At 64.7% G+C, this 23,891-nt stretch carries 15 protein-coding genes; 7 read left to right on the top strand and 8 right to left on the bottom strand.

Annotated features, from left to right (window positions below):
* The first annotated feature begins 55 nt into the window (after window positions 1-55).
* Window positions 56-5,446: a DUF6543 domain-containing protein gene (locus DFS21_RS08985; protein ID WP_146603134.1), complete on the top strand. Its 5,391-nt coding sequence runs from the start codon at window positions 56-58 to the stop codon at window positions 5,444-5,446.
* Window positions 5,447-5,563: 117 nt separating this feature from the next.
* Window positions 5,564-6,481, top strand: coding sequence for a transcriptional regulator MetR (gene metR / locus DFS21_RS08980; RefSeq protein WP_110701935.1), 918 nt, complete (start codon window positions 5,564-5,566; stop codon window positions 6,479-6,481).
* On the opposite strand, the gene DFS21_RS08975 is transcribed toward metR, so the two are convergent.
* Window positions 6,465-6,878: an NUDIX domain-containing protein gene (locus DFS21_RS08975; RefSeq protein WP_110701932.1), complete on the bottom strand. Its 414-nt coding sequence runs from the start codon at window positions 6,876-6,878 to the stop codon at window positions 6,465-6,467. The genes metR and DFS21_RS08975 overlap by 17 nt on opposite strands.
* 163 nt (window positions 6,879-7,041) lie before the next feature.
* On the opposite strand from DFS21_RS08975, the gene DFS21_RS08970 reads away from it, so the two are divergent.
* Complete coding sequence (locus tag DFS21_RS08970) at window positions 7,042-11,325, top strand: DEAD/DEAH box helicase (RefSeq protein WP_111532153.1); 4,284 nt, start codon at window positions 7,042-7,044, stop codon at window positions 11,323-11,325.
* Between the two features lie 11 nt (window positions 11,326-11,336).
* Here DFS21_RS08970 and DFS21_RS08965 read toward each other — a convergent pair whose 3' ends face one another.
* Window positions 11,337-11,594: a type B 50S ribosomal protein L31 gene (locus tag DFS21_RS08965; RefSeq protein ID WP_102685177.1), complete on the bottom strand. Its 258-nt coding sequence runs from the start codon at window positions 11,592-11,594 to the stop codon at window positions 11,337-11,339.
* Between the two features lie 181 nt (window positions 11,595-11,775).
* Between DFS21_RS08965 and DFS21_RS08960 the strand changes: the two genes are divergently transcribed.
* The gene (locus DFS21_RS08960) at window positions 11,776-13,395 is read left to right on the top strand and encodes an FMN-binding glutamate synthase family protein (protein ID WP_110701928.1); all 1,620 of its coding nucleotides are present in this window, start codon (window positions 11,776-11,778) and stop codon (window positions 13,393-13,395) included.
* 66 nt (window positions 13,396-13,461) lie between these two features.
* On the opposite strand, the gene DFS21_RS08955 is transcribed toward DFS21_RS08960, so the two are convergent.
* Complete coding sequence (locus DFS21_RS08955; protein ID WP_110701926.1) at window positions 13,462-14,880, bottom strand: amino acid permease; 1,419 nt, start codon at window positions 14,878-14,880, stop codon at window positions 13,462-13,464.
* A 425-nt stretch (window positions 14,881-15,305) separates the two neighbouring features.
* Between DFS21_RS08955 and DFS21_RS08950 the strand changes: the two genes are divergently transcribed.
* The 3 genes from DFS21_RS08950 (at window position 15,306) to DFS21_RS08940 (ending at window position 19,820) form a co-directional block, all read left to right on the top strand.
* A complete protein-coding gene (locus DFS21_RS08950; protein ID WP_110701924.1) occupies window positions 15,306-18,425 on the top strand; it encodes a biosynthetic peptidoglycan transglycosylase in 3,120 nt (1,039 codons plus the stop codon).
* Between the two features lie 103 nt (window positions 18,426-18,528).
* Window positions 18,529-19,062 carry a PadR family transcriptional regulator gene (locus DFS21_RS08945; RefSeq protein ID WP_046854428.1) on the top strand — a complete coding sequence of 178 codons (534 nt, stop codon included), beginning with the start codon at window positions 18,529-18,531 and terminating at the stop codon, window positions 19,060-19,062.
* Window positions 19,059-19,820: a siderophore-interacting protein gene (locus DFS21_RS08940; RefSeq protein WP_110701922.1), complete on the top strand. Its 762-nt coding sequence runs from the start codon at window positions 19,059-19,061 to the stop codon at window positions 19,818-19,820. The genes DFS21_RS08945 and DFS21_RS08940 overlap by 4 nt, the downstream gene beginning before the upstream one ends.
* A gap of 63 nt (window positions 19,821-19,883) precedes the next feature.
* Here the strand turns inward: DFS21_RS08940 and DFS21_RS08935 are convergent, their stop codons facing one another.
* The 5 genes from DFS21_RS08935 to DFS21_RS08915 form a co-directional block, all read right to left on the bottom strand.
* Window positions 19,884-20,213 carry a hypothetical protein gene (locus DFS21_RS08935; protein WP_023632434.1) on the bottom strand — a complete coding sequence of 110 codons (330 nt, stop codon included), beginning with the start codon at window positions 20,211-20,213 and terminating at the stop codon, window positions 19,884-19,886.
* Window positions 20,210-21,133: an alpha/beta hydrolase gene (locus tag DFS21_RS08930; RefSeq protein WP_110701920.1), complete on the bottom strand. Its 924-nt coding sequence runs from the start codon at window positions 21,131-21,133 to the stop codon at window positions 20,210-20,212. The genes DFS21_RS08935 and DFS21_RS08930 overlap by 4 nt, the downstream gene beginning before the upstream one ends.
* On the bottom strand, window positions 21,105-22,382 hold the full coding sequence (locus DFS21_RS08925) for a flavohemoglobin expression-modulating QEGLA motif protein (RefSeq protein ID WP_046854425.1): 1,278 nt from the start codon (window positions 22,380-22,382) through the stop codon (window positions 21,105-21,107). Before DFS21_RS08925 ends, DFS21_RS08930 begins: the two co-directional genes overlap by 29 nt.
* Window positions 22,383-22,460: 78 nt before the next feature.
* Entirely contained in the window at window positions 22,461-23,009 is a 549-nt protein-coding gene (locus tag DFS21_RS08920; RefSeq protein WP_111532152.1) for a hypothetical protein, read from the bottom strand.
* Window positions 23,010-23,038: 29 nt separating this feature from the next.
* A complete protein-coding gene (locus DFS21_RS08915) occupies window positions 23,039-23,743 on the bottom strand; it encodes a TetR/AcrR family transcriptional regulator (RefSeq protein WP_110701916.1) in 705 nt (234 codons plus the stop codon).
* Window positions 23,744-23,891 lie beyond the last annotated feature (148 nt).

The following is a 23,891-nucleotide window of genomic DNA, read 5'->3' as shown; positions in this document are numbered from 1 at the left end:
CCCCTTTCCTTCAATGGCGTTGCCGTATCCGGCAATTCTCAAGAAGGATCGACTGATGCACAAGCTGACACGCCCCCTCCCTCCGTTTGCCCTTACGCCCCTACCACTGGATGCCATACCGCCGGATGTCCCGGTTGTTCATCAGGCACGTAAAGCGTGCGAAGAGCAGCGACGGATATTCGATACGCTGCTGCTCCAGGCGCCCGGCGTTCGCCAGGTCATTGGCACTTGGTTGAAAGAAACGCTGTCCATCGCCCCCGGGCAAGTCGACCTGGTGCTTGAAACGGCGCAGCAGCCACAACGTATAGATCTCGTCGCGTTGACTGCCTGGGCCCAACATCACGCCACACATCCCATGATTGACCTATGCGCACGCATCACGGGCAACCCTGGAGCGCCACTCCAGTCGCCGAGCAAATTGCTGGAACTTCTGGCCGCCCTGAATCTCCCCAGCCTCGTTCGGCAGTGCTGGAGCCGCTATTGGGAGGAACGCGCGCCGGGAACGCCGATGAGTCGGAAGGAACAGGCTCGCACCCAGTACCGGCGCCATTTCGAGGCCACCGTCGATATAGCGTTCGCCAGTGATCCCGCAGCGTTGGCGCTACGTCCAGTGCTAGGTGTCATGGACAATCCAGAGTCGCAGCGGAGCGATCATCGCCAACTGTTTATCGAAACACCCACCTGCGAGCCAGGCACGCTGATCTTCAGTATCGAAGGCGAATCGACGCTGACCCTCTACTCCCCCGGCAGCAGCGAAACCCTCAGTTATCACCTGTCACGCCAGGCTCTGGAGTCCAAGCTCGGGCAAACCACCTACACCCCAGTGGACTCAATCGAAAAAGGTTTCGACACCCTCTTCGAAAGCCTGGAGAGCAGCTTGCTGGCAACGCTCGACCACGATCCCGGTGAAAGCCTTGGCAACGCAGTGACAGCATTGGCGCTGGCTGATCAACTGTATAGCGACTGGCGCCATCCAACGGTTTTCGCCATGCCGTTTGCCCTTGAGTCCGCTGAGGACGACGCCCCCTCCGGCCACTCACTGTTCGAGCTGTCTCCCTTTGGCATGGAGGCACCCTGGTCGAGGCGCGTGCAATTGGTCGCTCTACAACTGAAAAAGCTGGCACAGCTTTCCCAGCAAGACCTTGAGGAATATCAACGACAACAAGGTATTCTGCACAAGGCGCGTGAGGCCGCCCAGACCCAGATAGAAACCATCCTGGCCTCGGCGAAATGGCACTCCGACGCCCGCCCGGTCACAGCCCCACCCGCTTTGTTGACGGCTCACGGCCAAGCCCTGCTGGCCCATGCCCGAATGAAACGGTTGCTGGGCGAACTGGCGCCTGGCGTGCTCGCATTGGTTGAATCGCTGTTCAACTCGAATGACGACGGCGCGCTGACCGCTTCACCTGTATTGCGCTCGGCCCCAAGTAAGCCGGCAGGCAGCCCTCGCGAACAGGTGCTGCACGATGGAGTTGTCATCGCCAGGCGCACGCTCCTGAACACTCCCGATACCCGCCAACCCTTCGCCATTTACTGGCTTGGGGGGCACGGAGGGCTGTTGCAGTGTGACGACCAGGCCGTACTCGCTCGTTATCTGTTCCAACATGGCACAGAGCTGTCGCTTCGCTTCGAGCCTATCGTCGGCGACAGCCTTGCCTACGCACTCGACACGCAACTGACGCATGCGCGCCAAGCCTGGCAGACACTGCAGAACGAGAAAGGGCTCGACGCCGCGGCTGCTGAACTACCGCAGGCAAGACAGACCCTGGGCCTACACCTGCAGGTGCCCTGGCTGGGCACGCGGGAGGCGGCGCTCTCCCACCTGAAAGATGAGCAACAGCTTACAAGCAGGTTAGGCAGCTCACCCAGCGCCTTCGCCAAGATGACCGAAGAGGTGCGCACCTCTTTCAAGACCATGGCCAATGACTACTTGGCAGCCTTGCGCGACAGCCAGGCGCTGATGGATCGCGATCTGCCGGAACGCACGGCGTTCTGCCAGAAATGGGTGTCGAAAACCCTGATACAGGATTTCGATGGTTTCGACGGTGGCCGGATTCTTCTGCAACTCCCGCTTTCGACAAGCTGGCGCAATCATCCGGTCGTAGGCAGTGGCGCTCCAGGAACGCCAACCCGGCCAGTGCTGACCGCAAGCCGGGAGACCGAGGAGGTCACGCTTGAGAGCCTACTGTTGCAAAACATCGACAGCACCCTGCTCGAACGCCTGAGTTTCGCCAAACCCAAGCGAGCCGACGGGCAGCCGCCAGGGCAGGCCATCGAGAAAGGCCTCGATCGCGCCTACTTGCACGACCTGGCACGCCGCCTGGACCTTGCCGGGCGCTACGAATCGGCGCTCCATACCGTCTTCAGCGACCCCACCGAGTCAGAATATGCCCATGCCTATCGCCGAGAATGCCTGATAGCTCCTCATCGTTTGATGCTGAAGTTGCAAAACCTGCTGTATCACCAACGAGGGGACTTGGATAGCGTCGGCCACGCGATCCTTTGCGTGGCAATTGATGCCGACAGCCGATCGGCCTTCCAGGCCGACGGCCATGACATCCAACTGTTGCCCGCCCAGTTGACGGCTGGCGGCAAGGATACCGACGAGCAACCCACGACACTGTCGGGGGTGACATTCATCGAGGACCGAGCCAGCAAGGTCACCTTGCTCTATTGTCCCGATCACCCGACCCACGGGCTGCGCCAGTACGACAGTCTCGAGCAGGCGCGGCTGGCGCTGTTCGATGAGCGCGACGACTACCTCGTCAGCCGGGCACTGAGCGGAAACCCTGGCGCCCATCGCACACGGCTGCGCGAAGCGCGCGCTCGCCATTTCGACCGCATGATAGGTGTAGGTACCGCCTGGCCCATTACCACCTCACTGGCCGCCCACCTGCTCGAAGCCCACCGAGGGCGCCTGGTGATGGAACATCGCGCGACGTCGCGCGCCAACCTGGACCTGTTTTTCGAGCATTTGGCCGGGCAGAGCGCTGGCGTGCTGATAGGGTTCAAGATCGCCCTGGGGGCGATCCCGTTCCTGGGGCTGCCGATCAGCGCCTACGACGCATTCGTCAGCGCCAGCGAAGTAGTGGGGGCTTTTTCCAAGGGCTCGCCCGGTGACGTCCTGCAAGCCATCAACGACTTGATTGTCTCGCTGATCGATGTCGCGATGGACTTACTTGGAGGAGGTATCGGCATCAATGTCGCGCTCCTGCGCCGAGCCGACAGGATGCGTCGCGCCCATGGTCTGGGCCAAGGGACCATCCGCCTGCGTCAGGACTCATCGCCCCAGCGCAGCCTCGACCGCTTCACCGGGCTGGAGTATCAGCTCCCCCTATCGCTGGAGGGACTGCAACCGGCCAAGCACGGCAAGTACCGAGGCATCTACCGGCACGCCGAAGGGCACTTCATTCTGGTCGGCAACCAACCCTACAAAGTGAGCTGGGACTCGACAGCACGCACTTGGCAGCTGGATGGCAACACCCGCCACAAGTGGAAACGCGCCATCGCGCAAGACGAGCACGGCGAGTGGGATACGCACTTCGCGCTCTATGGCGTGCACCGCCAGGGTGCGGGCGTCGGTGGTGGTCAAGCTCTTGGCCGCGTTGCCGATACGCTCGAACCACTCTGGCCCGCGGTGATACGCGAACGCTTGCCACGCTGGTGGCGCGACCACGCCTATCGCCAGCACAACCGCTTGCGCGACAGCATTACCCGCGACATGCAGTTACTGCAACCTCGTGCCAACGAGCTCAATCAACAGATGAAGCGCGCTCTGGAACAACAGGGAAAGCTTGACCCATCACTGAAGGCTTCGCTGAAAAGCACCATCGCCGACGCAGAGCGCATTCACCGTGATTGTGAGGCATTCCAGCAGGTTTCCGCCGGGCGTATTCGCAAAAGGGCGAAGGATCAGGCGAACGACCTGGCCATACTTATTTGCAATGGTCATCAACGCCTCAGCGGCGAAGCCCGCACCCAACTCACTCTCGTGATGGATGAAATAGAGAGTCTCAAACTACGTCTTCATCAAAAATCCACCGAACTCTCGCCGGGCCTGGACGACAGGCAGTTCCAGGTCATCTTCGAGCAATTGTCCAACCTGAGGGCCAGGATGAATAAGGCCCGACAAAATGCACTGGCGGCTGTGGATGATATCCGCGAACAAGTCGCCCACCTACGTTCCTGGCGCAAGCAAGTACAGCAGATTGGCGAACATAAGGACTTGTTCAAAACCATCGACAGCACCTTGAGCGTTTTCAGCGACCCCGTTTTGAACTTCATGGCTATCGGCCAACTGACTGCGCTGCTGCTCAAACCGGGCCAGGCGATGAGCGGCGCCAGCATCCGCCTGCAATTCCAAATGAAAGAACCGCGAACAACACTGGACCGCGCACTGTATGCCTTACACCAGCTGGGCGAAACAAAAGCCTCGGCCACACAACGTGCCACCATCATCACAGCGTCGCTACAGCATTCCGAACGTTTTCGTCATCAGTTGAAATACTGGCTCGGCAGCTACGCAACGTACCTCGACCCCGCTGCCGCGCAGCGCCTGGAGTCGTCACTGACAGCTTATGAAGCGCATTTCAAAGGGCTGCTGCTCAATAAAACCAAGCCCGCAGCGCTGGCCAGCAAGAAGGGCACCCGCCAGCCCCGCGTATTCGAAACCATCGACAACCGCCTGCTGGTCGGTGAGCCAGACCAGCATAGCCCCAACGTGTACCGCATCACCGGGGTCAACGGGCGAACCGAGATCTATCACCAGGATCGCTCGGGAAAATTCACCCTGACCAACCCGGACACCGGCCCCAGCGTTGGCCCTACGGTATCCCTGAAGGAGCTGCGTGCCGAGGCCAGGCGTCAACTGGACGAACTGCAAGCGTATCGAGGCAAGGTGCAGCAGTACGCCAATCAAGGCATGGACGGTACCAGTCTTGACGATCTCATGCAGTTCAAGGCTAACGATCTGGAAAACCTCGCCTCACGAATCGCCGAGCAGGCAAACGACGACAGCCTGGTACAGCAGTTGCGCGACATGGCACAGGCGTCGACGCGGCATGGCAAGGCACTGCGCGTCGACTACATCATCGGTACACGCCACCCCAATAGCGCACACCTTGATTATCTGCACGACGCAGGCCTGGTCCGGATCGAGAAGGAGGGCGGATTGGTGGAGCTGCGACAGACCAGCGATGGCCGCAGGGACTTCCTGCAGGAATTCGTGGTACTCGATACCCGTGAAACCTCGCCGCGTCCACTGTGGTATGCCCACTTCCATTTCAACAAGGCCAATCCCTCCTTCGACGATTTCGTCAAGGCGCACTTGAAGACCGTCCCTCAACGGCGCCTTGGGCGGGAATGGCAGGACAGCCACGTCGAGCAGATCTGGCGCGGTGAACTGACGCGGGTCATCGCTCGCAAGCACTTCACGGCATTGTTCTGATCGACCGCGAGGGGCCCGGCCCAGGCCCCTCGCGCCATACATCGACAGACACCATCAACATGAGGGAAACTCAACATTTCTGAGCAGTCTGCGCCCGAATATCGTTGGAGTTTCACCGTGCTGGAAATACGTCACTTGAAAACCCTTCACGCCCTGCGCGAAGCTGACAGTCTGGTGGAGGCCGCTGAACGGTTGCACCTGACGCAATCGGCGCTCTCCCACCAGTTCAAGGAACTGGAGGAACGCCTCGGCCTGCCCCTGTTCGCGCGCAAGACCAAGCCGATCCGCTTCACCAGCGCCGGCCTGCGCCTGCTGCAACTGGCCGACGCCACCCTGCCCCTGCTACGTGGCGCCGAGCGTGATATCGCCCGCCTGGCCGGCGGCACCGCCGGGCGCCTGCACATGGCCATCGAGTGCCACAGCTGCTTCCAGTGGCTGATGCCGACCATCGACCAGTTCCGCGACGCCTGGCCGGAAGTGGAGCTGGACCTGGCCTCGGGCTTTGCTTTCGCCCCGTTGCCGGCCCTGGCTCGTGGCGACCTCGACCTGGTGGTGACGTCCGATCCGGTGGACCTGGCCGGCATCACCTACGTGCCATTGTTCACCTACGAAGCCATGCTCGCCGTGGCCAACCAGCACCCGTTGGCCGGCAAGCCATACATCGTGCCCGAGGACCTGCTCGACCAGACCCTGATCACCTACCCGGTGGAACGCGACCGCCTGGACATCTTCACCCGCTTCCTGGAGCCGGCCGACATCGAGCCGGCCGCGGTGCGCACCTCGGAGCTGACGGTGATGATGATGCAACTGGTGGCCAGCGGTCGTGGCGTATGCGGCATGCCGCACTGGGCCCTGCACGAATACAGCTCGCGGGGTTATGTGAAGGGCAAGCGACTGGGCGACAAAGGGTTGTTCGCCACCCTTTATGCGGCGGTGCGCACCGACATGCTCGATGCGCCGTACATGCGCGACTTCCTGCTGACCGCCAAGGACACCTCGTTCGCCACCCTCGACGGGGTCAGCGCGGTGCGTTGAGGCCTGCGCGCCACAGCGGCAGGATCAGGTCGCGGGTCAGCGGCGCCAGGTTCAGCGTGTTCGCCTGGTCTAGGGCCAGCCAGATGACCTCTTCGATTTCCGCCGCCGGAGCCACCGCCTCGCGGCACTCGACACGGAACAGTTCGGCCTGGACCTCGAAGCCCGGCTCGTTGGCGGCCGGGGCGCTGAAGCGGCCCAGGTGGATGGCCTGGGCGGGATCGACATGCAACCCCAGTTCCTCGTGCAGCTCACGCACCAGCGCCTGCGCCGGCGACTCGCCCGGGTCGATCTTGCCACCCGGCTGCATGAAGGCCAGGGTGTCGCGCTTGCGTACCAGCAGCGTCCGCCCTTGGGGGTCGATGAGCAGGGCGGCGGCGATTCGGATGGTCTTGGGCATGCTGGACACTCGGTTTACTGAGGTTGCGCAGGATACCTGACAGGGCCCTGTCGCGGGGCAAGTCGCAGCGGCGAACCGCTGCCCCCACGAGTACTCGACAGGGCCAGAACAGGCAGACGAACGGCCCCTTGTCATTCCCCTGCTTACCCGCCATAACCAACCCATGAACCTGCCCGCCCAGCTCCACCCGGTGCTCGACCTGTTCCACCCCGCCGTCGCCACCTGGTTCCGCCAGCGCTTTGCCACGGTCACCGAGGCCCAGGCCGGCGCCTGGCCGCTGATCCATGCCGGCCAGTCGATGCTGCTGGCCGCGCCGACCGGCTCGGGCAAGACCCTCAGCGCCTTCCTCGCGGTGCTCGACGAGTTGTTCCGCCAAGGGTTGGAACACGCTGGCGCGCTACCCGCGCAAACCCAGGTGGTCTATGTGTCGCCGCTCAAGGCGCTGTCCAATGACATTCGCCTCAACCTCGACGCCCCGCTCACGGGCATTAGCCACCAGTTCGCACAGCTCGGTCTAGAGGCCCCGCGCATCACCACCGCCGTGCGCACCGGCGACACTCCCCAGAAAGACCGCGCCGCCATGCGCAAGCTGGCACCGCACATCCTGGTGACCACGCCGGAATCACTGTATGTGCTGATGGGCTCGGCCTCCGGCCGCCAGGGGCTGGCCAGTGTGCACACGGTGATCGTCGACGAGATCCACGCCCTGGCCGGCAACAAGCGTGGCTGCCACCTGGCGCTGACCCTGGAACGCCTGCAAGCCCTCGCTGGCCGACCTTTGAGACGTATCGGCCTGTCGGCGACCCAGCGGCCTGTGGAGCGCGTGGCGCAGTTTCTAGTTGGCCACGAACGGCCCTGCGCCATTGTCGATATCGGCCATGTCCGCAAACGCGACCTGGCTCTGGAAGTGCCGCCCGTGCCACTGGGCGCGGTGATGGCCACCGATGTCTGGAGCCTGGTCCACGACCGCCTCGCGGTCCTCGCCCGCGAGCACCGCACCACGCTGGTGTTCGTCAACACCCGACGCCTGGCCGAGCGCCTGACGCGCCACCTGGGCGAGCGCCTGGGCAACGACGCGGTCGCCGCCCATCACGGCAGTCTGGCCAAGGAGCATCGCCTGGCTGCCGAGCAGCGGCTCAAGGCTGGCGAACTGCAGGTGCTGGTGGCCACCGCGTCGCTGGAGCTGGGCATTGATATTGGCGATGTCGACCTGGTCTGCCAGATCGCCTCGCCCGGCTCGATCGCCGCGTTCCTGCAGCGGGTCGGACGCTCCGGCCACCAGGTCGAGGGCATCCCCAAGGGTCGACTGTTCCCCACCTCGCGCGACGACCTGATCGAGTGCGTGGCGTTGCTCGACTGCGTTCGCCAGGGCGAGCTGGATGCCTTGCACATCCCTCACGCGCCGCTTGACGTGCTGGCCCAGCAGATCGTCGCCGAGGTCAGCAACCAGCCGTGGTCCGAACACGCGCTGTTCGACCTGCTGCGCCAGGCCACGCCTTATGCCGAGCTGGACGAGAAGCATTACCAGGCCTTGCTGCGCATGCTCGCCGAGGGCTACAACGGCCGCCAGGGCGTGCGCGGCGCCTGCCTGCACCGCGATGCGGTGAACGGCACCCTGCGTGGGCGTCGCGGCAGCCAGCTGACCGCGCTGACCAGCGGCGGCACCATCCCCGAAACCGCCGACTACACCGTGCTGCTCGAACCCCAGGCGTTGAACATCGGCAGCGTTAACGAGGATTTCGCCGTCGAGAGCATTGCCGGCGATATCTTCCAGCTGGGCAACGCGTCGTACCGCATCCTGCGCGTCGAGCCTGGGCGGGTGCGGGTCGAGGATGCCCACGGCTTGCCCCCGACCATCCCGTTCTGGCTCGGCGAGGCGCCCGGGCGCAGCGACGAGCTGTCCGCCGCGGTGGCCCGGCTGCAGCAGCGCATCGACCAACAATTGCAGGCCGGCGACGCTAAACAGGTGCTGGCCTGGCTCCAGGCAACTTATGAACTGGACGAAGCCTGCGCCAGCCAACTGCTGGACTACCTCGGCCGCACCTGGCAGGTGCTCGGCGCCCTGCCCTCGCAGCAGACACTGGTGATGGAGCGCTTTTTCGACGAGTCCGGCGGTACCCAACTGATCATCCACTCACCCTTTGGCAGCCGTATCAACCGCGCCTGGGGGCTGGCCCTGCGCAAGCGCTTCTGCCGCACCTTCAACTTCGAACTGCAGGCGGCGGCCAGCGAGGACGCCATCGTGCTGTCACTGTCCACCAGCCACAGTTTCGACCTGGACGAGGTGTGGCGCTACCTGAACAGCCGTAGTGCCGAAGCGATCCTGGTCCAGGCCTTGCTCGACGCCCCGCTGTTCGGCGTGCGCTGGCGCTGGAATGCCGCGGTGGCCATGGCCCTGCCGCGCTACGTGGGCGGTCGCAAGGTGGCGCCGCAGATCCAGCGCATGAAAAGCGAGGACCTGGTGGCCTCGGTGTTCCCCGACCAGCTCGCCTGCCTGGAGAACATCGTCGGCGAGCGGCAGATCCCCGATCATCCATTGGTCGAGCAGACCCTCGACGACTGCCTGCACGAGGCCATGGACAGCGAAGGCTGGCTGGCGCTGCTGCGGCGCATGGAGCGCGGTGAAGTAGACCTGCTCAGTCGCGATCTGCCGGCCCCCTCGCCGCTGGCTTCGGCGATTCTCAATGCCCGCCCCTACACCTTTCTCGACGACGCGCCGCTGGAAGAGCGACGCACCCAGGCCGTGCTCAACCGACGCTGGAGCGACGTGCACAGCGCCGACGACCTGGGCGCGCTGGACGCCGACGCCATTGCCGCGGTGCAGGCCGAAGCCTGGCCCCAGGCTCGCAACCCCGACGAAATGCATGAGGCGCTGATGAGCCTGGGGGCCATGGCCGAGCACGAAGTAGATACCAATGGCGCCTGGCGCGCCCTGTTGCAGCAATTGGCCAAGGCGGGCCGGGCTTGTCAGCTGGATACGGGCGAACACCGTCTGTGGCTGGCCCGCGAGCGCCAGGCGGCGCTGCTGGTCCTGTACCCGGATGCTCGCCTGGTACCGGACATGCCGCTATTGCCGGGCTATGACGCCCCCGTCGACAGCGATACCGCCCTCACCGAACTGCTGCGCTGCCGCCTCGATGGCTTTGGCCCGATGACGCTGGAGCAAATCGCGATACCTCTGGCGCTGAAGGCCGGCGACTGCGAACAGGCCCTGGCCCGCCTGGAGGGCCAGGGCCTCGTGATGCGTGGCCATTTCAGCCCCGGCCAGACCCGCCTGCAATGGTGCGAACGGCACCTGCTGGCGCGCATTCATCGCTACACGGTCAAACGCCTGCGCCAGGAGATCGAACCGGTCAGCCTGCAGGACTACCTGCGCTTCCTGTTCGACTGGCAGCACGTGAGCGGCGAAACCCGCCTGCGTGGGCCGCAGGCAGTACCCGAGGTGCTTGCCCAGTTGCAGGGCTTTCCCGCCGCCGCCGGGGCCTGGGAAAGCGACCTGCTGCCGGCGCGAATCAAGGACTACAGCCCCCACTGGCTCGATGAGGCCTGCCGCAGCGGCCAGTGGTCCTGGAGTCGACTGGCGGCAACGCTATCGGCCAGCACCCTGGCCAGCACGCCCCTGGTACTGCTGCCGCGTGAGCACCTGGGGTTGTGGCGCAGCCTCACCCCCGCGCCCGACCTCGAACAGCTGGGCGCCCGCGCGCAGCGAGTCCTGCAAGCCTTGCAGGAGCAAGGCGCGCTGTTCTTCGACGAACTGGCCCATGAAGCCCGCCTGTTGCCCAGCGAGCTAGAGTCGGCGCTGCAGGAACTGGTGGGCTCGGGCCTGGCCAGCGCCGACGGTTTCAGCGGCCTGCGCAGCCTCATCAGCCCGGCGGCCAGGCGCAGGCCTCGCACCAGCCGGCGCGGGCACCCAGCACTGTCGAGCAGCATGGCCCATGCCGGACGCTGGGCCTTGCTGCGCCGCTCGGCCGCCACGGTCGACAGCGACCAGCGCCTGGAACACGTGGCCCGCAGCCTGCTGCGCCGCTATGGCGTGGTGTGCTGGCGCTTGCTGGGGCGCGAGAGCGATGTGCTGCCCGCGTGGCGCGCACTGCTGCGCTGCTATCAGCGTCTCGAGGCGCGTGGCGAGATCCGCGGGGGGCGCTTCATTGCCGGGCTGGCGGGCGAGCAGTTCGCCTTGCCCGAAGCGGTTGGGTTGCTGCGCCAGGTGCGCAACCGCGCGCTGGGCGGGGAACTGGTGGTGGTCAGCGGCTGCGATCCCCTTAACCTGGCCGGCACACTGCTGCCGGGAACGAAAGTGCCGGCAGTGGCGGGTAATCGGCTGCTGTACCGCGATGGGGTGCCAGTCGCCAGTCGCGTGGCAGGGAGGTACCTGTTTGCGGTCGAGGCATCGGCCAGTGAACAGGATCACTGGCGCCAGCTTCTGTTGCGCGATGCAGCAACCTAGGGAGCGGCGGTTCAGCCCTTGGCCTGAAAACCGGCGAAGCGCTTGTTGAACCCGGCCACCCGCCCTTCCACCGTGGTCTTGCGCTGCTGCCCGGTGTACACCGGATGCGAAGCGCTGGACACATCCAGCGCGACGTAGGGGTAGGTCTGGCCATCGCTGTGCACCTGGGTGCGGTCGGTATTCACCGTAGAGCCGATCAGGAAGTACACATCGGCAGCCGTGTCGTGGAACAGCACCGGGCGATAATCGGGATGAATGCCAGCTTTCATGACGCAATCTCCTGGGAAGCACATTAGATACTTTATAACATATCATAATGCGAATGATTTTCGATACCCGAATTTTCATTTTTGTGCCGCCCGGTACGCTGGCAAAACGCCGCCCAACCGGGCTATGGTCGGCCTTTGCCCAGGCCCCTGAGCCTGACCGAGCCATCCGCAAGGACCCCGTATGAGCCTGTCACTTCTCAGCCGTTACGCCTTCTTCGCCGCCTGCGTGCTGTTCACCTTCGCCAGCCTGCCCTTCCTCGCCCACGACTGGCTGTGGCCGTTCGCCCTGACCACCGGCGTACTGAGCCTGATCGGCGTGTTCGACCTGCTGCAGCAGCGCCACGCGGTACGCCGCAACTATCCGATCCTCGGCAATATCCGCTACCTGGTCGAGGGCATCCGCCCGGAGATCCGCCAGTACCTGCTGGAGTCCGACAGCGATGCGCTGCCCTTCTCCCGCGCCCAGCGCTCGCTGGTGTATGCCCGGGCCAAGAACGAGGCCTCGGACAAACCCTTCGGTACCTTGATCGATGTGTACGAGTCGGGCTTCGAATTCATCGGCCATTCCATGCGCCCCGCGCCGCTGGCTGACCCGGCCGCCTTTCGTGTCGTGGTCGGCGGCCCACAATGTACACAGCCGTACTCCGCGTCGATCTTCAACATCTCGGCCATGAGCTTCGGCTCGCTCAGCGCCAACGCCATCCGCGCCCTCAACCAGGGCGCCAAGCTGGGCAACTTCCACCACGACACCGGCGAAGGCAGCATCAGCCCCTACCACCGCGAACACGGCGGCGACCTGGTGTGGGAGCTGGGCAGTGGCTACTTCGGCTGCCGCACCGCGGATGGCCGCTTCGACCCCGAGCGCTTCGCCGCCCAGGCGCAGAGCCCGCAGGTGCGGATGATCGAGATCAAGATGAGCCAGGGCGCCAAACCCGGCCACGGCGGCATCCTGCCCAAGCACAAGGTGACCAAGGAGATCGCCGAGACTCGCGGCATCCTGATGGGCGAGGACTGCATCTCACCGTCGCGTCACAGCGCCTTCTCCACGCCGATCGAAATGATGCAGTTCATCGCCCAGCTGCGTGAGCTGTCCGGCGGCAAGCCGGTGGGCTTCAAGTTTTGCCTCGGCCACCCCTGGGAGTTCATGGGCATTGCCAAGGCCATGCTGGAAACCGGCATCCTGCCCGACTTCATCGTCGTCGACGGCAAGGAAGGCGGCACCGGCGCCGCCCCGGTGGAGTTCACCGACCATATCGGCGTGCCGCTGCGCGAAGGCCTGCTGTTCGTGCACAACACCCTGGTGGGCCTGAACCTGCGCGACAAGATCAAGCTCGGCGCCAGCGGCAAGATCGTCAGCGCCTTCGACATCGCCAGCGTGCTGGCCATCGGCGCCGACTGGGCCAACTCGGCGCGCGGCTTCATGTTCGCCATCGGCTGCATCCAGTCGCAGAGTTGCCACACCAACAAGTGCCCGACCGGCGTGGCCACCCAGGACGCCCTGCGCCAGCGCGCACTGGTGGTGCCGGACAAGGCCCAGCGAGTGCTCAACTTCCATCACAACACCCTGCGCGCCCTGGCCGAAATGCTCGCCGCCGCAGGGCTGGAGCACCCCGCGCAACTGGAGGCCAAGCACCTGGTGCGGCGTATCTCGGCTACCGAGATCAAGCTGTTCTCGCAGATGCATGTGTTCCTCAAGCCGGGTGAGTTGCTCACCGGCGAGGTGAACGGGCAGTTCTATTCGCGGATGTGGCAGTTGGCGCGGGCCGACAGCTTCGAGCCGCACAGCGAAGCGGCAGCCTGATAGACCGCGGGAGCGGGTGCAGAAAACACAAAAACAAAGCCCCGGCACTGGCCAGGGCTTCGTTCATCAGGAGGCGGTACTCACCGCACCCTGCGCCTCTTTAGGCGCCAGGCGGAAGGTATAGTAAAGCGCCGTCAGCAGCACCAGGAACGCCGGGCCGATGTACAGGGCCACGCGGGTGTCCGGGAAGTACGCCATCAGGCCCACCACCAGCACCAGGAACGCCAGCGCCAGGTACGAGCTCAGCGGCCACAGCCACATGCGGTACTTCAGCGCATTACGCTCGGCGGTGGTGAGCCCGGCGCGGAACTTCAACTGCGCCAAAAGGATCATCACCCAGGTCCAGATCGCGCCGAAGGTGGCGATGGAGGTCACCCAGACGAACACTTTCTCCGGCACCAGGTAGTTGGCCAGGACACCCAGCAGTAGCGCGGCGATGGACAGCAGCAGCGCATTGCGCGGCACGCCGTTCTTCGACGTGCGGGCGAAGGTGGCCGGGGCCTGGCCATTCTGCGCCAGGCTGTAGAGCATGCGCCCGGTGCTGAAGATGCCGCCGTTGCACGACGACAGCGCGGCGGTGATCACCACGAAGTTGATGATGCCCGCGGCAGTCTTGATGCCGAGGCGCTCGAAGGTCATCACGAACGGGCTGCCCTGGCTGCCGATCTCGTTCCACGGGTAGATCGACAGGATCACGAACAGCGCGCCCACGTAGAACAGCAGGATGCGCCAGAACACCGAGCCGATGGCCTGGGGGATGGTCTTCTGCGGGTTGCGCGCTTCGCCGGCGGTCAGGCCGATCATCTCCACGCCCAGGTAGGCGAACATCACCATCTGCAGCGACATCAGCACGCCAGTCACGCCGTTGGGCATGAAACCGCCGTTGCTCCACAGGTTGGAGACGCCCATGGCCACACCGTCGTTGCCGAAGCCGAAGGCGATGATGCCGATGCCGCCGAGCACCATGGCGATGATGGTGACGATCTTGATCAGGGCGAACCAGAACTCGAACTCGCCAAACGCCTTGACCGCGATCAGGTTGATCGCGCCCATGCTGCCCAGGGCCATCAACGCCCAGATCCAACGTGGCACATCGGGGAACCAGATGCCCATGTAGATGGCCACCGCGGTGATCTCGGCGACGCAGGTCACCAGCCACAGGAACCAGTAGTTCCAGCCGGTCAGAAAGCCCGCCAGCGGGCCGAGGTAGTCTTGGGCGTAGCGGCTGAACGACCCGGCGACCGGGTTGTGCACGGCCATCTCGCCAAGGGCGCGCATGATCACCAGGATGGCCAGGCCACCGATGATGTAGGAGAGCATGATGGCGGGGCCGGCCATTTCGATGGCCTTGGCCGAACCGAGGAACAGGCCGACGCCGATACAGGCGCCAAGGGCCATCAGACGGATGTGCCGTTCGCCCAGCTCGCGCTTGAGCGGGCCGCCCTGGGCGGACTCGCCTTGGGCAGGGTGGTTGCCGACTGGCATAGCAATACAACCTCATTTTGTTATTGGATTGACCTTCGTGCAGCACCGGCCCTGCCGATAGGCGGGGCGTCGTCTTGCCAGGCGGCCTTGTGGACCGGCCTGTCCACCGGGGCCAAGGGCGCCGACGGGTCGAAGGGGGCGAGCAGTATAGGAAGCCGCTTGCAGGGCTTTTCACTATATACAGCAGGAAATTTGGCGAGAATTCTCGGCCAGATAGCCTTCACCGGAGGGGCATCCTAGCCTCGCTCCGCCCATGCACAGGAATGGGGCAGCTACCTTAGCAACATTGCCGAAGAATGGAAGCCGCACCAAAGGCGCATGTTCATGCGTGATTCCCCGAAGCTTCTTACAAATTTTTCACCAAACTCGGCCACCGTCTAAGCTTCAGACAAGCAACGCGAAAACACCTGGCCGGACTCAAGACTATGGGCGCACTGTGGCAATCGGAACCAACCAGAACGGAAGCACCCAAAGAAGCTCAGGCTGAAGCCCCCTTGTCCAAGACCCCACGTCAGCGCCGCCTGTGGTGGCGCCTGATCCTGCTTATCCTGCTGGTGGCACTGGTGGCGATAGGTATGGCCGCCTACGACGAATTCCAGACCTCACGCCTGCAGTCCCGTGAATTCAGCCGCCTGGCCGGTACCCTGACCTATGCCCTGGAGCCCGGCCCGAGCGATGCCATCGTCTACCCGGGCGACGGCCCGTTCGACAAACGCCTGGGCTACAGCGCCCTGGGCGAGTTCCTGCCACGGCTGCTCAAGCGCGACTACCTGATCAACCAGCAGGTGCGCTTTTCCCCGGCGTTGATGAACTACGTCGATCACGGCCTGTTCGTGCCATACGTGGAAAAAATCCAGGCCGGCCTGTCGATCACCGACTGCCGCGGCGACATGCTCTACCAGTACAACTACCCGCAGCACCTGTACCCGAACTTCGCAGCGATCCCGCCGGTGATGGTCAACAGCCTGCTGTTCATCGAGAACCGCGACCTGCTCGACCCGAAGGACCCGCAAAACAACCCGGCGGTGGACTGGCCACGCTTCGCCAAGGCGGCCTACAGCCAGGTGGCCAAGTACCTGGCCCTGCCCGGCCAGTCGGCCGGTGGCAGCACCCTGGCCACTCAGCTGGAGAAATATCGCCACTCGCCGGACGGGCTGACCGTCTCCGGCGCCGAGAAGATCCGCCAGATGATCTCCGCCAGCGTGCGCGCCTATCAGGGCGGCCCTGACACCACCGAGGCCCGCGAGCGCATCGTGCGCGACTACCTCAACAGCGTGCCGCTGTCGGCGGTCCCCGGCCACGGTGAGGTGCACGGCATGGCCGAAGGCTTGCGGGTGTGGTACGGCGCCGACTTCGATCAGGTCAACCAGGCGCTCACCTCAACGGCCACCGATGACAAGAGCATGGCCGAGCGCGGCTTGGCCCTGCGCCAGGTGCTGTCGCTGATGATCGCCCAGCGCCGCCCTTCGCATTACCTGTCCAAGGGCCGCATCGAACTGGCGGAACTGACTGATTCGCACATCCGGGTACTCGCCGCCAACGCTGTCATCGACCGTCCACTGGCCGACGCCGCCCTGGCCAGCAAGGCGGTGTACCGCGACTGGGTGGCCCAACCGACCATCGTGCCGATCATCACCAACAAGGGCATCAGCCTGGCCCGCAACCGCCTGGCGGCCATGCTCAACCGGCCGCTGTACGACCTCGACCGCCTCGACCTGTCGGCCACCAGCACCCTGCAGGCCGACCTGCAGGTGCAGGTCAGCCAGTACCTGAAGAACCTCGCCGACCCGGCGTTCGCCGCACAGCTCGGCCTGATCGGCGAACGCCTGCTGACCAGCAAGACCACCGACCAGGTCAGCTACAGCTTCACCCTGTTCGAACGCACCGCCGACGGCTCGCGGGTGCGGGTGCAGACCGACAGCACCAACCAGCCCTTCGACATCAACGAAGGCAGCAAGCTCGAGCTGGGCTCCACCGCCAAGCTGCGGGTGCTTACCACCTACCTGGAAATCGTTGCCGAGCTGCACGACAAGTACGCTGGCAAACCCGCCGCCGAACTGAAGAAAGTGCCGGTGGCCGAGCTCGACCGCATCAGCCAGTGGTCACTGGAATGGCTGATGCAAAATGGCAAGAACCAGAGCCTGGACGCCATGCTCGACGCCGCCCTTGAGCGCAAGTACTCGGCCAACACCGGCGAGGCCTTCTTCACCGGTGGCGGCATGCATGTGTTCAACAACTTCCGCAAGGAAGACAACAACCGCAACCCGACCCTCAAGGACGCCCTGCGCGAATCGATCAACCTGCCGTTCATCCGCCTGATGCGCGACATCGTGCGCTACGTCACCTACCAGCAACCGTTCAACCGCGAGCCGCTGCTAAGGGACGACAGCGACCCGCGCCGCCAGGAATACCTGGCGCGTTTCGCCGATCGCGAAGGCTCCAACTACACCATGCGTTTCTGGAAGAAATACCAGCGCAAGACCTCGCAGCAGCGCCTGGACACCTTCCTCGACAGCATGCGCGTGACCCCGCAGCGCTTGGCTGCAGTGCACCGCTACCTGTTCCCCGAGGCCGGCCAGGAAACCTTCAACGCCTTCGTCCGCGCCCACAGCAAGGACGACAAGAAGGCCATGGCCAAGCTCACCGACGGCCGCCTGGTGGAGATGTATGAGGCCTATGGCCCAGGCAAGTACGACCTGCCCGACCAGGGCTACATCGCCAAGGTCCACCCGTTGGACCTGTGGTTGCTCGGCTACCTGCTGAAAAACCCGGGTGCCTCGCTCAAAGACGTCCTCAACGCCAGCCGCTTCGAACGCCAGGAGGTCTACAGCTGGCTGTTCAAGAGCCGCCACCAGGGCGCCCGCGACAGCCGCATCCGCACCATGGTCGAGATCGAGGCGTTTACCGACATCCACCAGCGCTGGAAGCGCGTGGGTTATCCGTTCGACCACCTGGTACCGTCGCTGGCGACCGCCATCGGCAGCTCCGGCGACCGACCGGCCGCCCTCTCCGAACTGGTCGGGATCATCCAGAACGATGGCGTGCGCCTGCCGACCCTGCGCATCGACACCTTGCACTTCGCCCAGAACACCCCGTACGAGACGCAACTGATCAGCGACCCGGACCGCGGTCAGCGGATCTTGCCCGTCGAGGTCGCCCGGGCGCTCAAGGGCGCCATGTCGCAGGTGGTCGATGCCGGTACCGCGCGGCGCATCTCCGGCAGCTTCAAACTGCACGACGGCACGCCGCTGGTGATGGGCGGCAAGACCGGCACCGGCGACAACCGTATCGAAAGCTTCGGCGCCGGCGGCCGGCTGATCGGCTCGCGCTCGCTGAACCGCACCGCCACCTTCGTGTTCTTCCTCGGCGACAACCACTTCGGCACCCTCACCGCGTTCGTTCCGGGGCGCACGGCCGAGGCCTTCACCTTCACCTCGGCACTGCCGGTGCAGGTGCTCAAGGGCATGGCGCCGATCCTCATGCCGTACCTGGAACCAGGCAACCCCACCGCCTGCAAGGCACCGCAAGTGGCGGGACAGTCATGAACCATCAAAAAACTAGATGATAATCATCTGCATTTGAGGGCTTGTCTTTAGATATATCTTGAGTAATATCTTGCGATATATCTAAACAGACGGAGCCCTCTCCATGCGTGACCATGATCCCTTCGAACGCCGCCCCGGCCGCGGCGAACGTGGCCCACGGGTATTCGCCCCGGGCGACCTGAAACTGCTGATGCTGTCGATGCTGGCCGAGCAACCGGGGCACGGCTACGACCTGATCCGTCAGATCGAGAGCCTCTTCGACGGCAGCTACAGCCCCAGCCCCGGGGTGATCTACCCGACCCTCAGCTACCTCGAGGAAGCCGAGCTGGTCACCGGCGCCATCCAGGGCAGCAAGCGCCTTTACGCCATCACCGACGCAGGTCGCAGCGCCCTGGCAGAACAGGCCGTCGCCCTCGACGGCGTGCGCATGCGCATTGAGGTCAGCAAGCGTGCCTTGCGCGGCCATGACCGCCCCGCGGAAATCCACGAAGCCGTCGGCAACCTGCGCCATGCCCTGCACATGCACAGCGGCCGCTGGAGCGCCGAAGAGATCGAGCGGGTGCGCAACCTGCTCAACGACACCGCCAAGGCCATCGCCTCCGGGCCGGCCATCCCTGTTACGGAGAACACCCCATGAGTGCCACGATCCATCGCGTCAACCATGAGATCCGCCAACGCCGCCTCGACGTGCTGCGGGTCGTCGACCTGACCCCGCGCATGCGCCGCATCACCCTGGGTGGCGCGGAGCTGGCGGGCTTCGCCAGCGTCGGCAGCGACGATCACATCAAGCTGCTGTTCGCCTGCACGCCCGAAGAACAACAGGCCATCGACGCCCGCAACCTCGGCCGCGACGGCGGCGCCCGACCGACCATGCGCGAGTACACGCCACGGCGTATCGACCTGGCGAACCTTGAACTGGATATCGACTTCGTCCTGCATGGCGACGGCCCCGCCTCCACCTGGGCCGCACAGGCGACGCCAGGACAGACCCTGGACATTGCCGGCCCACGTGCCTCGATGGTGGTGCCGGACATCTTCGACAGCTACCTGCTGATCGGTGACGAAACCGCAATCCCGGCCATCGCCCGGCGCCTGGAAGAGTTACCAGCGGGGCGCCAGGTACTGGCGGTGATCCAGATCGAGGACGAGCAAGAGCGCCAGGCACTGGCCAGCAAGGCGAAAGTGGAGGTGATCTGGGTGCGCCGGCATGCAGAAGACCTGCTGGAGCGGGTCAGGCACCTGGCGCTGCCCCAGGGCCGGCTGTATGGCTGGGTGGCGCTGGAGAAGGCACTGACCCGGCAGGCCAAGGCGCTGCTGCTGGAAAAGGGCGTGCAGGAAGACGCCCTCAAGGCTGCCGCCTACTGGCGGGCCGACGGCACTGCCGACGACGAATGACGCCGGCCGGGCCTGTGGCAGCGGGCAAGCCCGTTGCCAGGGGTGCCGCTACTGTACCTTCTGTTACTGCAGCTCCTGCTGCGGCGTCTCCTGCCCGGCGCAGCGCACCGCGCGCTTGCGGTTGTCCACCAGCACGCCGGTCAGCCCTTTCTGCTGGGTATCGAACAGCACCAGCACGCCGTCGATGCATTGCGCCACCTGCGGCGCCGGGGTCAGCGAGAGCTTGTAGTCCTCGCCGGGAATGGTCTTGAGCATGGTGAAGTCCTGCAGCAACAGGGCGTCCTCAGGCTTGGCGAAATGCAGGTAGCCGTAGTACCAGAGGGCTCCCACCGTCACGATGATGCTGCCGACACCGGTCAGGATCAGCGGGATGGCGTTGCGTTCTTCACTCATTGCTTGTTCTTCTCGTCAGGATAGTTGGGTACTTCGGCCAGACGACGCAGGCCGTTGAAGTGCGTGGGATCGTCCAGGAAGCGCAGCATCACCTGGCGCCAGGTCGGGTCGGCGAAGGTCTGCACATGATCGCCACGGGTCAGTTGCAGCACCCGCGGCGGCGGTGCATGCCGGTACAGGCGCAGGCCGTTGTCCAGCGGCACCAGGTTGTCGTCGATGCTGTGGAAGAACAGCTTCGGCGGGCTGTCCAGGCGCTCGATCGAGTGGATCGCGCTGTCGCCATCGGGCACCAGCCACGACAGCGGCACCTGCAGCGGCCAGGTCATCCACGAGGTACTCAGGGCATAACGCCCCACGGCCCGGTAGCTGGCCGGCACACCGTCGAATACCAGGGCGCTGAAACGCCGACGCTGCTCGGGATGCTGTGCCAGATAGTGAATGGCCATCGCCCCGCCGAGGCTCTGGCCCAGCAGCACCAGCGGCTTGTCTTGCACCTGGGGAGCGGCGCGCAGCCAGTCCAGGGCCGCGCCGATGTCGCCATACACCTCGGGCAGCGTCGGTTTGCCCTGGGACAGCCCATACCCGCGATAGTCGAGCATCAGCACCTGGTAGCCCGCTTTCGGCAGCCAGTAGCTGCCGCCCAGATGCCAGGCCAGGTTGCCGCCGTTGCCATGCAGGTGCAGCACGGTGCCCTTGACCTCGACACCCTGCGGCACCGGGATCCACCAGCCGTGCAGGCGCGTGCCGTCGGCGGCGGTGAGGCTCAGGTCCTGATACTGCAAATGTGCCTGTGCCGGGGTGAACGGCTGGCCGGGCTCGGGATAGAACAGCAGGCTGCTGCACCCCCCCAGCAGCAGCAAGCCGAGGCCGAAGGCGAGGTGACGGCAGGCGTCAGAGAATGTTCGCGTAGTCGGCTTCAATACGGTCCAGGCTCAGGTGGTTGAGGAAGTTGGAGAAGCACATCCAGGCCGACAGCGCGTTGAGGTCGCGGAACTGTTCAGGTAGGTACTTGGGCGGCTCCACCAGCCCTTCCTCGACCAGCTGACGCAGCGTGCGCATGTCTTCCAGGGTGGTCTTGCCGCAGAACAGCAGCGGGATCTGCTCGAGCTTGCCCTTCTTCACGGCCAACTGAATGTAGTTGTAAACCATGATGAAGCCCTTGAGGTAGGACAAGTCCTTGGTGAACGGCAGGCCGTTGGGCACCGAACCACGGAACACCCGGCTGGCGTTGCTGTAGCTCTGGCCCATCTCGAAGCCCTGGCCGCGGAAGAACTCGAAGACCTGCAGGAAGTCCGCGCCCTCCTCGACCATGTGGATGGCCCGGGTGCGGTTGGTGAGCTTGCGCAGGCGGCTGGGGTAGGAGGCGAAGGCGATCACTTCCATGAGAATCGCCAGGCCCTCCTGGGTCACCGTCGACGAGGGCGGTCCTTTGGCCAGGAAGGTGCAGATCGGCTGGTTCAGGCCATTGAGGGTGGTGCCGACATGCACCAGCCCTTCGTGGACCTCCAGAGCCCGCACGTCGCGGCTGTTGAACATGGCGTCGGCGCGCACCTTGATGTAGTCGGCGCCGGCCGCGGCGTCGGCGACGATACCGTCGGACTCGAACACGCGGATGGTTTCCTCGGCTTCGCCGAACACCTTGTTCAGGCGACGCTGGAGAATCTCCACCGCTTCCTTGGCGGTGAGGTTCTTCGGCTCGTCCTTCAAGTCGCCGCGGCCGTCGATGTTGTTCAGGTAGTCCGAGAGCATCAGGCCCAGGTCGGCCAGGGTCGGGTCACCGGCGTGGAAGGCATCGGAGGCGGCGCCGTAGAGCTCTTGGGAAATCAGGCCGAAATCCTCGGTGCCTCGCGCCTCAAGCATGCGCACCACCATGCGGTACTCCTTGCACATGCGCCGCATGATCTGCCCGACCGGGTTGAACTGGCCCAGTTGTCGGGTGATGTCGCGCTCGATGCTCTGGAACTCGGCTTTCACCGCATTGGAGTCGAACGACAACGGCCGGTTCTGGTAATAGGCGCGATCTACCGCAGGCGGCTCCTTGCCCTTGGCCTTGAGGAAGCCCTGGCGGATGCCGTCGTCCCACTTCACCGCGTCGAGCACGCGAATCGGCGTCTGCGTGGCGACAATGCGATCGGACAGGCTGCGGATAGTTTGCTGGTATTCGTCCACCGGGGACTCCTTGTTGAAGCCTGTCGCGAGGTTGCGTGGGAGCGGGTTTGCCCCGCGAGGAGGCCGGTATGCTCAGTGCTATTTGGCGGAGCGCTGGAAGCGCGCTACTTCGACGAACAAGTCGGAGTTGGCCGGGTCGTCCAGATAGGCCAGCACACGCTCCGTCGGGCTGTCGATCAGCACGCCGGGGCCATTGTCCTCGGGCACCTTGGTGCTGCGCCCGCTCAGCTCCTTCTCGTCCACTGCCTGCTGGACCTGCTCGACATCGAGGTTGTAGACCACCAGCTGCTTGCCGTCGATCACCTCGAAGCCGCCAATCAGGAAGTTGCCGCCCAGCCGCTTGGGCACGCCCGCCGACAGGTACCAGCGGTTGCCGTGCCGGGCCACGGTGAAGACGTACTCCTCGGGCGCCTTGCCCTGGGCACGGGCCACTGCCTTGTAGGTATTGCCACCGGCGCGGCTGATACTCAGCTTGAGCGGCTGGCCCCAGGCGTCCTTGCTGCTCCACTGCCCGAGTAGGGCCTTAGGCGCTGGCTGGTTGGCCGGCAGCGGTTCGTCGAAGGTCACCAGACAACCGCCCAGCAGGAGGAATGACAAGGTCAACAACACCACACGCCAGGCTTTCATCAGGTTCTCCTTGAAAAATCGTTCGCCACTCAGGCCGAGGCCAGCACCATCTGCAGGTATCGGACAAGGATAGCGAGCATCTGCCCATCGGACTGCGCATTCGCATCCTTGAGCAGGCCCTGATATTCCATCTGCTCGATAATCGCCGTCAACATCTGGGCATCCTGTTCCGGCTGGCGCGAGCCGACTACCTGCAGTATCTGGCGCGCGCCATGCAGCAGGATCTGCTCGTGGGCCTGCACCAGTTCGGCCAGGCGCGGGCACAGCAGCGCCTCCTGGCGGAAGGCCTGTTCGGCCATGAGGAAGTCGCGACGGTTGTTCAGTTGGCGCAGCACGTAGTCGGCCAGCATGCGCGCCACTTCATCGGCCAGGTGCGCCCGCGCCTCGTGGCTGCCGTCGCCCTGGGCCAGCAACTGGCGCAGCACGCCTTCGGTGTTGGTCCAGAGCTTGGCCATGTAGGCCGCGCTGCGCTCGACGTACTGGGCGAAGGTGTCGGCCAGCAGGTCCTGGATATCCTTGAAATAGTAGGTGGTGGCCGACAACGGCACGCCGGCCTCGGCGGCCACGGCGCGGTGGCGCACGCCGCGCACGCCATCGCGCACGACGATGCGCATGGCGGCGTCGAGGATCTGCTGGCGGCGTTGTTCGCTGCCCTGTCGGGCGGTCTTGCGGCCTTGGTACTGCACGCTTTCGGCGACGGCGGTGGCGATGCCGGCGGCGCCCTGGTGGGGCATGGCGGGGGTCACTCGGGTTTACCTCACGAACAGTGGGTTGCCTGTACCGGCCTCATCGCGGGGCAAGCCCGCTCCCACGGTTGCACCACAAAGCTTGAAACTTGCGATGTAGCGTGGGAGCGGGCTTGCCCCGCGATGAGGCCGGTAC

Source organism: Pseudomonas sp. 2848 (assembly GCF_003253945.1).
GTDB lineage: Bacteria > Pseudomonadota > Gammaproteobacteria > Pseudomonadales > Pseudomonadaceae > Aquipseudomonas.
The sequence above is the reverse complement of the archived record's forward strand: the minus strand, read 5'-3'. Positions and strand labels throughout refer to the sequence as shown.

Bases quoted from the DNA above. Each gene is read 5' to 3' on its own strand.
- DFS21_RS08940 (WP_110701922.1), top strand. From the start codon at position 19,059: ATGAGTGCCACGATCCATCGCGTCAACCATGAGATCCGCCAACGCCGC.
- DFS21_RS08960 (WP_110701928.1), top strand. From the start codon at position 11,776: ATGAGCCTGTCACTTCTCAGCCGTTACGCCTTCTTCGCCGCCTGCGTG.
- DFS21_RS08975 (WP_110701932.1), bottom strand. From the start codon at position 6,878: ATGCCCAAGACCATCCGAATCGCCGCCGCCCTGCTCATCGACCCCCAA.
- DFS21_RS08970 (WP_111532153.1), top strand. From the start codon at position 7,042: ATGAACCTGCCCGCCCAGCTCCACCCGGTGCTCGACCTGTTCCACCCC.
- DFS21_RS08920 (WP_111532152.1), bottom strand. From the start codon at position 23,009: ATGAAAGCCTGGCGTGTGGTGTTGTTGACCTTGTCATTCCTCCTGCTG.
- DFS21_RS08915 (WP_110701916.1), bottom strand. From the start codon at position 23,743: ATGCCCCACCAGGGCGCCGCCGGCATCGCCACCGCCGTCGCCGAAAGC.
- DFS21_RS08945 (WP_046854428.1), top strand. From the start codon at position 18,529: ATGCGTGACCATGATCCCTTCGAACGCCGCCCCGGCCGCGGCGAACGT.
- DFS21_RS08935 (WP_023632434.1), bottom strand. From the start codon at position 20,213: ATGAGTGAAGAACGCAACGCCATCCCGCTGATCCTGACCGGTGTCGGC.
- DFS21_RS08955 (WP_110701926.1), bottom strand. From the start codon at position 14,880: ATGCCAGTCGGCAACCACCCTGCCCAAGGCGAGTCCGCCCAGGGCGGC.
- DFS21_RS08965 (WP_102685177.1), bottom strand. From the start codon at position 11,594: ATGAAAGCTGGCATTCATCCCGATTATCGCCCGGTGCTGTTCCACGAC.
- DFS21_RS08985 (WP_146603134.1), top strand. From the start codon at position 56: ATGCACAAGCTGACACGCCCCCTCCCTCCGTTTGCCCTTACGCCCCTA.
- DFS21_RS08950 (WP_110701924.1), top strand. From the start codon at position 15,306: ATGGGCGCACTGTGGCAATCGGAACCAACCAGAACGGAAGCACCCAAA.